General features: G+C 67.7%; 1 protein-coding gene and 1 pseudogene. Both read left to right on the forward strand.

Annotation, left to right across the window (positions count from 1 at the left end):
• A pseudogene (locus AB0412_RS35695) lies at positions 1-627 on the forward strand (alpha-1,4-glucan--maltose-1-phosphate maltosyltransferase); the annotation flags it as partial.
• The coding region (gene treS / locus AB0412_RS35700; protein WP_366406789.1) for a maltose alpha-D-glucosyltransferase at positions 624-1,816 on the forward strand (1,193 nt) is incomplete at its 3' end. The pseudogene AB0412_RS35695 and the gene treS, both read left to right, overlap by 4 nt.

A 1,816-nucleotide genomic window follows, 5' to 3' on the forward strand; every position in this document is an offset into this window, starting at 1 on the left:
TACATGCGGCCGAACTTCTTCGCCAACACGCCCGACATCCTGCACGCCTACCTCCAGCACGGCGGCCGGCCCGCCTTCGAGGTGCGTGCCGTGCTCGCCGCGACCCTCTCGCCGACCTGGGGCATCTACAGCGGCTACGAGCTGTGCGAGAACACCCCGCTGCGCGAGGGCAGCGAGGAGTACCTCGACTCGGAGAAGTACCAGCTGCGCCGCCGCGACTGGGACACCGCCGAACGCGAGGGCCGCACCATCACCCCCCTGATCACCCGGCTCAACACCGTCCGGCGTGCTCACCCCGCGCTCCGACGGCTCCGGAACCTCCGATTCCACGGCACGGACAACGACGCCGTCATCGCGTACAGCAAGCGCAGCGGATCCGACGTGGTGCTCGTGGTCGCCAACCTCGACCCCCACCACACCCAGGAGGCCACGGTCTCGCTGGACATGCCGCGACTCGGCCTGGACTGGCACGAGACGGCTCAGGTCCGTGACGAGCTCACCGGCGAGACCTACCACTGGGGCAGCGCCAACTACGTACGTCTGGAGCCGGGGCGGGCTCCCGCGCATGTGCTGCACGTCCAGCTGCCGCCCGCCGCACAGCGAAACGGAGGGCCACGAACGCCATGACCGTGAACGAGCCAGTGCCGGACACCTTCGAGGACACCCCCGCCAGGGACCGGGACCCGGAGTGGTTCAAACGCGCCGTCTTCTACGAGGTGCTGGTCCGCTCCTTCCAGGACAGCAACGGTGACGGCATCGGCGACCTGAAGGGGCTGACCGCCAAGCTCGACTACCTGCAGTGGCTCGGCGTCGACTGCCTGTGGCTGCCGCCCTTCTTCAAGTCCCCGCTGCGCGACGGCGGCTACGACGTCTCCGACTACACCGCGGTCCTGCCCGACTTCGGCGACCTCGCCGACTTCGTCGAGTTCGTGGACGCCGCCCACCAGCGCGGCATGCGCGTGATCATCGACTTCGTCATGAACCACACCAGCGACCAGCACCCCTGGTTCCAGGAGTCGCGCAGAGACCCCGACGGACCCTACGGCGACTTCTACGTGTGGGCGGACGACGACAAGGGCTACCCGGACGCGCGGATCATCTTCGTCGACACGGAAGCCTCCAACTGGACGTTCGATCCCGAGCGCAAGCAGTACTACTTCCACCGCTTCTTCTCCCACCAGCCGGACCTCAACTACGAGAACCCGCGCGTCCAGGAGGAGATCCTGGCGGCCCTGCGCTTCTGGCTGGACCTGGGCATCGACGGCTTCCGGCTCGACGCGGTGCCGTACCTCTACGCGGCCGAGGGCACCAACTGCGAGAACCTGCCCGCCACTCACGAGTTCCTCAAGCGCGTCCGCCGCGAGATCGACGCCCAGTACCCGGACACCGTGCTGCTGGCGGAGGCCAACCAGTGGCCGGAGGACGTCGTCGACTACTTCGGCGACTACCGCAGTGGCGGTGACGAATGCCACATGGCGTTCCACTTCCCGGTCATGCCGCGCATCTTCATGGCCGTGCGCCGCGAGTCCCGCTACCCCGTCTCCGAGATCCTCGCCAAGACCCCGGCGATCCCGTCCGGGTGTCAGTGGGGCATCTTCCTGCGCAACCACGACGAGCTGACCCTGGAGATGGTCACCGACGAGGAACGCGACTACATGTGGGCGGAGTACGCGAAAGACCCCCGCATGCGTGCCAACATCGGCATCCGCCGCCGCCTCGCACCCCTGCTGGACAACGACCGCAACCAGATCGAGCTGTTCACCGCCCTGCTGCTGTCCCTGCCCGGCTCCCCGGTCATGTACTACGGCGACGAGAT

Source organism: Streptomyces sp. NPDC052012 (genome assembly GCF_040689265.1).
Classification (GTDB): Bacteria; Actinomycetota; Actinomycetes; order Streptomycetales; family Streptomycetaceae; genus Streptomyces.